Here is a 6287-nt window from a genome sequence, read left to right on the forward strand (position 1 = left end):
GAGAAGCATGACGAACGGGCCGGTCCGCGATTCGACAGGGACGTGTTGTCAGCGGCTGTGAGCTGGGGAGACTCACAGGGAGACGTCAGGAGGCCGCGACGTGGCGAGCGCGTACACCGGGGAACGGCGCACCCATCTGGAGGCCCTCGCCGCGCTGCTGAAGGGCCAGGGGCTGGTGAGCCGGCTGGTCGGCGGCGACGAACCGGTGCTGTGGACGTGGCATCCGCGTTCGGGACGGCGCACGCTGGTCTTCGCCACCCCGTCGCGGCAGGGCTGGCAGTTCCTGTGGTCGCCCGGCGGGCTGCACGACGCCGAAGATCCGGAAGGGGCCGCCGACAAGCTGAGGGACGCGCTGGAGGCGCCGGAGGCCGAGTGATCAGCGGAGCCGGGAAGAGACGTCCTCCACCTGGCAGACCGCCCGCCAGACCGACTTGGCGCTCTCGCCGTCGGCCAGCGCCTGCACGACGGTGCGGCCGTCGAGCGGGGCCAGCACGTAGTCACGCGCCCACGACTCGGCGTAGGCGTCGCCGAAGTGCTCGCGCATCCGTCTCCAGAACTCGGTCAGGCGCATCACCCAAGTATGGGACGCCCCCGGGAGTGGGTAGGACATCCCCATGCCGAAGACCCCCAAGTCCTCACCCCCCAGATCCGCCAAGGTCAAGGCCAACAAGGCCAGGCGGCGCCGGTTACAGCTCGACCGGCGGCTCGCCGTACGGAAGGAGAAGGAAGAGCGTGCCGAGAGGCACGCGGGCATCAGGCAGGAGCCGCGTGCGGGCACGCCGCGCACGCGCAGGGCGTCGCGCCGCTAGCCGTACAGGATCAGAGCACGCGTGCGCCGTACATCTCCCCGAGGTGGTCGGCGAGCAGCTCCAGCCGGGCGCCGTCGGGGTCCTTGAAGTAGATGGAGGCGCCGCTCTCGATCTGGTGCGGCACGCCGGCCGCCTCCAGCTTCCCGCGCAGCCGCTCCCAGGTGGCGGGGTCGACGGAGATCGCCACGTGGTGCAGGCCGCCGAACACCTCGAGGTACGGGCCGAGGTCGAGGCCGGGGAAGTCGAAGAACGCCAGCAGGTTTCCGTTGCCGATGTCGAAGAAGAAGTGGCTGGAGCCCTCGTAGTCGCGGTTCTCGAAGATCTCGGTGAGCGGGAACTCCAGCAGTTCCTGGTAGAACTTGACGGTGCGCTCCACGTCCGATGAGACCAGGGCGATGTGATGCAGGCCGCGGGCGCTGCTCGACGGACGGTGCGGTAAGACGTACCGTTCGCGGATCTCCTCGCGGCGAGCCTCCAAGGCTGCGTTGTCGATGGTCACGGTCGGTGTATGTCCGCTGAGCGGCCGCTCAATCACGCGGCGCGGGGCGAAGCGTTTTCTGTCGGTGCGGCGAGGCAGTATGAGCGCGTGAGCTCGCTCGACCACTTCAGTCAGGTGACCAGGCAATGGTTCGCCGGGGCGTTCGCCGCGCCCACCGCCGCCCAGGACGGCGCGTGGGAGTCGATCGCGCGCGGTGACAACACGCTCGTGGTCGCGCCCACGGGTTCCGGCAAGACGCTGGCGGCCTTCCTGTGGTCGCTCGACCGGCTGGCCGCCGAGCCGTCCGAGGGCGGCGGCACCAAGGTCGTGTACGTGTCGCCGCTCAAGGCGCTGGCCGTCGACGTGGAGCGCAACCTGCGCGCGCCGCTGGCCGGGCTCAAGCAGACGGCGCGGCGGCTGGGGCTGCCGGTGCCGGAGATCTCGGTGGCGATCCGCTCGGGCGACACGCCCGCCGAGGACCGGCGGCGGTTCGCGGCCCGGCCGTCCGACATCCTGATCACCACGCCCGAGTCGCTGTTCCTGCTGCTCACCAGCCAGGCGCGGGAGGCACTGCGCGGCGTGCGCACGGTGATCGTCGACGAGGTGCACGCGGTGGCGGCGACCAAGCGCGGCGCCCATCTGGCGCTCACGCTGGAGCGGCTCGACGCGCTGCTGGAGCGGCCCGCCCAGCGGGTGGGGCTGTCGGCGACGGTGCGGCCGGTGAGCGAGGTGGCGGCGTTCCTCGGCGGCTCCCGTCCGGCGACGGTGGTGCAGCCGCCGTCCGACAAGGTGATCGAGGTCGAGGTCGTCGTCCCGGTGGAGGACATGACGGAGGTGGAGTCCCGCCCGCCCGACGCGGAGAACCTCGCGCCCGACCCGGCGAACCGGTCGATCTGGCCGCATGTGGAAGACCGGCTGTTCGACCTGATCGAGGCGCATTCGTCCACGATCGTGTTCGCCAACTCGCGGCGGCTGGCCGAACGCCTCTGCACCCGGCTCAACGAGCTGGCCTACGGCCGGCAGCAGGGCACCGAGGCCGTCGACCTGTCGATCTGGGAGACGGGGCCGCCGCGCGTGCCCGCCGAGGTGATGGCGCAGGCGGGGGCGAGCAAGGGCGTGGTCACCGAGATCGTGCGCGCCCACCACGGCTCGGTGTCCAAGCAGGAGCGGGCGCAGATCGAGGAGGCGCTCAAGTCGGGGCGGCTGCCGGCCGTGGTCGCCACCTCCAGCCTGGAGCTGGGCATCGACATGGGCGCGGTCGACCTGGTCGCGTGCGTGGAGGCGCCACCGAGCGTGGCCAGCGGGCTGCAGCGCATCGGCCGGGCCGGTCACCAGGTGGGCGCGGTGTCCAAGGGCGTGATCTTCCCTAAATACCGCGGCGACCTCGTGCAGACGGCCGTGGTCGCCGAGCGGATGAAGAGCGGCCTCATCGAGGAGCTGCGCTATCCGCGTAATCCGCTCGACGTGCTGGCCCAGCAGATCGTCGCGATGACCGCGCTCGACGAGTGGACCGTCGACGAGCTGGAGGCCGTGGTCAAGCGGGCGGCCCCCTACTCGACGCTGCCCAGGAGCGCGCTGGAGGCGACGCTCGACATGCTGGCCGGCCGCTATCCGAGCGAGGAGTTCGCCGAGCTGCGTCCGCGCATCGTGTGGGACCGGGTGACGGGCACCCTCCAGGGCCGCCCCGGCGCGCAGCGGCTGGCCGTCACCAACGGCGGCACCATCCCCGACCGGGGCCTGTTCGGCGTCTTCCTCGTGGGTGAGAAGGCGTCCCGGGTGGGCGAGCTCGACGAGGAGATGGTGTACGAGTCGCGCGTCGGCGACGTGTTCGTGCTGGGCGCGACATCATGGCGGATCGAGGACATCACCGCCGACCGGGTGCTCGTCTCGCCCGCGCCGGGGCAGCCGGGCAAGCTGCCGTTCTGGCACGGCGACACGCCCGGCCGTCCCGCCGAGCTGGGCAAGGCCATCGGCGGGTTCCTGCGCGAGCAGGCCGCCCAGGAGTCGCCCGACCGGCTGCGCGAGGCCGGGCTCGACCCCTACGCCGCCGCCAACCTGCTGGCCTACCTGCGCGAGCAGCGCGAGGCCACCGGCTACGTGCCCGACGACCGGACCCTGCTGGTCGAGCGCTTCCACGACGAGCTGGGCGACTGGCGGGTCGTCATCCACTCCCCCTACGGCGCGCGGGTGCACGCCCCGTGGGCGCTGGCGATCAACCGGCGGCTGCGCGAGCGCTACGGCGTCGACGTGCAGGCCGTGCACTCCGACGACGGCATCGTGCTGCGCATCCCCGACACGCTGGCCGAGCCGCCGACCGACGTGGCCGCCTTCGACGCCGACGAGATCGAGCAGATCGTCACCGAGGAGCTGGGCGGGTCGGCGCTGTTCGCCTCCCGGTTCCGGGAGTGCGCGGGGCGGGCGCTGCTGCTGCCGCGCCGCGTCCCCGGCCGCCGCAGCCCGCTGTGGCAGCAGCGCCAGCGGGCCGCCCACCTGCTCGGCGTCGCCTCCCAGTACGCCTCGTTCCCGATCGTGCTGGAGACGATGCGCGAGTGCCTTCAGGACGTGTTCGACGTGCCGGGGCTGGTGGCGCTGATGCGCGACCTGGCGGCGCGGCGGGTGCGGCTGGTGGAGGTGGAGACGTCGCAGGCGTCGCCGTTCGCCGCGTCGCTGCTGTTCCACTACGTGGGCGCGTTCATGTACGAGGGCGACGCGCCGCTGGCCGAGCGGCGGGCGCAGGCGCTGGCCCTCGACACGACGCTGCTGGCCGAGCTGCTCGGCCAGGCCGACCTGCGCGAGCTGCTCGACCCCGACGTGATCGCCGACACCGAGCGGGAGCTGGCGCGGCTCGACCGGCCGCTGCGCGACCCGGAGGACCTCGCCGACCTGCTCCGCTCGCACGGGCCGCTGCTCGCGCCCGACGTGAGCGTGCGCGGCGGCGACCCGGCCTGGCTGGAGGAGCTGGAACGGGCGCGCCGGGCGATTCGCGTACGGATCGCGGGCGAGACGCAGTGGGCCGCGATCGAGGACGCCTCCCGCATGCGCGACGCGCTCGGGGCGCCGCTGCCCGTGGGCATCCCCCACGTGTTCCTGGAGCCGGTCGCCGACCCGCTGGCCGACCTGGTGGCGCGGCACGCGCGCACCCGGGGGCCGTTCCACGCCTCCACGGCCGCCGAACGGTTCGGGCTGGGCGTGGCCGTGGTGACCGACGCGCTGCGCCGGCTGGCCGTGCCCGGGCGGGTGGTCAGCGGCGAGTTCCGGCCCGGCGGGCGGGGCGAGGAGTGGTGCGACGCCGGAGTGCTGCGCACGCTGCGGCGCAGGTCGCTGGCCAGGCTGCGCAAGGAGGTCGAGCCGGTCTCGGCGGAGACGCTGGCCACGTTCCTGCCCGCGTGGCACGGCATCACCGGATCCCGGGGCGCCACCCGCGCCGGCGGGTCCGGCGGCACGGCGCGGGCGATGGACTCGCTCGTACGGGCCGTCGAGCTGCTGCAAGGAGCCGCGGTTCCCGCCTCGGCGCTGGAGACGCTGGTGCTGCCGTCGCGGGTGCCCGGCTACCATCCGGCGCTGCTCGACGAGCTGACCTCCTCCGGCGAGGTGATGTGGGTGGGCCAGGGGGCCCTGCCGGGCGGCGACGGGTGGGTGTCGCTCTACTTCGCCGACACCGCGCCGCTGCTGCTGGCCGAGCCCGCCGAGATCACCATGACGCCGGTGCACGAACAGGTGCTGGAGGCGCTCGGCGGTGGCGGGGCGCTGTTCTTCCGCGGGCTGTCCGACCGGCTCGGGTCGCTCGACGACTCCACGCTGGCCGCCGCGCTGTGGGACCTGGTGTGGTCGGGGCGGGTGTCGGGCGACACGCTCGCGCCGCTGCGGGCCGCGCTCGGGTCCGGACGGCCCGCGCACCGGCCCGCGACCAGGCGGCGGCGGGCGGTGCTGCCCAGCCGGAGCGGGCCACCGACCGTAGGCGGGCGCTGGTGGCTGCTCCCCGAGCCCGCCGCCGACGCCACCCAGCGGGCCCAGGCCCAGGCCGAGGCGCTGCTCGAACGGCACGGGGTGGTGACGCGCGGCGCGGTCACGGCGGAACGGCTGCCTGGCGGGTTCACGCCGATCTACCAGGTGCTACGGGCGTACGAGGAGAGCGGGCGGTGCCGGCGGGGCTACTTCGTCGAAGGGCTCGGCGGGGCGCAGTTCGCCCTCCCGGGGGCGGTCGACCGGATGCGTGCCATGTCCCCGAGCCTCACCTCCCCGGCAGCCTCGCCGTCGGGGAGCGAGTCGTACGGGGGTGGGGTGGGAACGCCCACGGATTCGGCTTCGTACGGAGGCGGGCCCTGGGAAGGGGCGCCGTCCGGCGAGGCGGGGTCCGGGCGCGCCCCGGCGGGTGCTGCTTGGGCGACCTCGTCGGGGGCGGTCTCGTCGGGGACGATCTCGTCGGGGGCGGTCTCGTCCCGGGCGGGGGAAGCCGGGCGGGGGCGGCAGGCGGTGGTGCTGGCGGCGGCGGACCCGGCCAACCCGTATGGGGCCGCGCTGGGGTGGCCGGCGCATCCGGGGGAAGTCGGGCACAAGCCGGGCCGGAAGGCGGGGGCGCTGGTGGTGCTGGTCGACGGCTACCTGGTGCTCTACGTCGAGCGGGGCGGCAAGACGCTGCTGTCGTTCGCCGACGGGGAGCGGTTGCAGCCGGCCGTCGACGCGCTGGCGCTGGCTGTGCGTGACGGGGCGCTGGGCAAGCTGACGGTGGAGCGGGCCGACGGGGAGCCGATCGTCGACTCGCCCCTCGCAGCGGCCCTGGAGGAAGCGGGCTTCCACCCAACCCCCCGCGGCCTCCGCCTACGAGCCTGACCGAGACGCCGACCACGGCTGCCGACCCGCGCGGGGCGACGGGCCGTACAGGGGGCGGGCCGCACGGGGTGATGGGCCGCACGGGGTGATGGGCCGCACGGGGTGATGGGCCGCACGGGGTGATGGGCCGCACGGGGTGATGGGCCGCACGGGGTGATGGGCCGCACGGG

General features: G+C 74.1%; 5 protein-coding genes. 3 read left to right on the plus strand and 2 right to left on the minus strand.

Going from position 1 to position 6287, the window contains the following annotated elements; all coding sequences use genetic code 11:
- Positions 1-100: 100 nt before the first annotated feature.
- Positions 101-376 carry a hypothetical protein gene (locus tag AB0J53_RS22785; protein ID WP_219513441.1) on the plus strand — a complete coding sequence of 92 codons (276 nt, stop codon included), beginning with the start codon at positions 101-103 and terminating at the stop codon, positions 374-376.
- On the opposite strand, the gene AB0J53_RS22790 is transcribed toward AB0J53_RS22785, so the two are convergent.
- Complete coding sequence (locus AB0J53_RS22790) at positions 377-571, minus strand: DUF3046 domain-containing protein (protein WP_364175405.1); 195 nt, start codon at positions 569-571, stop codon at positions 377-379.
- Positions 572-614: 43 nt separating this feature from the next.
- Between AB0J53_RS22790 and AB0J53_RS22795 the strand changes: the two genes are divergently transcribed.
- Entirely contained in the window at positions 615-809 is a 195-nt protein-coding gene (locus AB0J53_RS22795) for a hypothetical protein (RefSeq protein WP_219513437.1), read from the plus strand.
- 10 nt (positions 810-819) lie between these two features.
- On the opposite strand, the gene AB0J53_RS22800 is transcribed toward AB0J53_RS22795, so the two are convergent.
- A complete protein-coding gene (locus tag AB0J53_RS22800) occupies positions 820-1308 on the minus strand; it encodes a VOC family protein (protein ID WP_364175407.1) in 489 nt (162 codons plus the stop codon).
- A gap of 87 nt (positions 1309-1395) precedes the next feature.
- On the opposite strand from AB0J53_RS22800, the gene AB0J53_RS22805 reads away from it, so the two are divergent.
- Entirely contained in the window at positions 1396-6117 is a 4722-nt protein-coding gene (locus AB0J53_RS22805) for an ATP-dependent helicase (protein ID WP_364175410.1), read from the plus strand.
- Positions 6118-6287: the final 170 nt, after the last annotated feature.

Source organism: Nonomuraea sp. NPDC049725, from assembly GCF_040674795.1.
GTDB classification, from domain to species: domain Bacteria; phylum Actinomycetota; class Actinomycetes; order Streptosporangiales; family Streptosporangiaceae; genus Nonomuraea; species Nonomuraea ceibae.

Excerpts from the sequence above, each read along its gene's own strand:
- AB0J53_RS22790 (WP_364175405.1), bottom strand. The coding sequence starts at position 571 with ATGCGCCTGACCGAGTTCTGGAGACGGATGCGCGAGCACTTCGGCGAC.
- AB0J53_RS22795 (WP_219513437.1), top strand. The coding sequence starts at position 615 with ATGCCGAAGACCCCCAAGTCCTCACCCCCCAGATCCGCCAAGGTCAAG.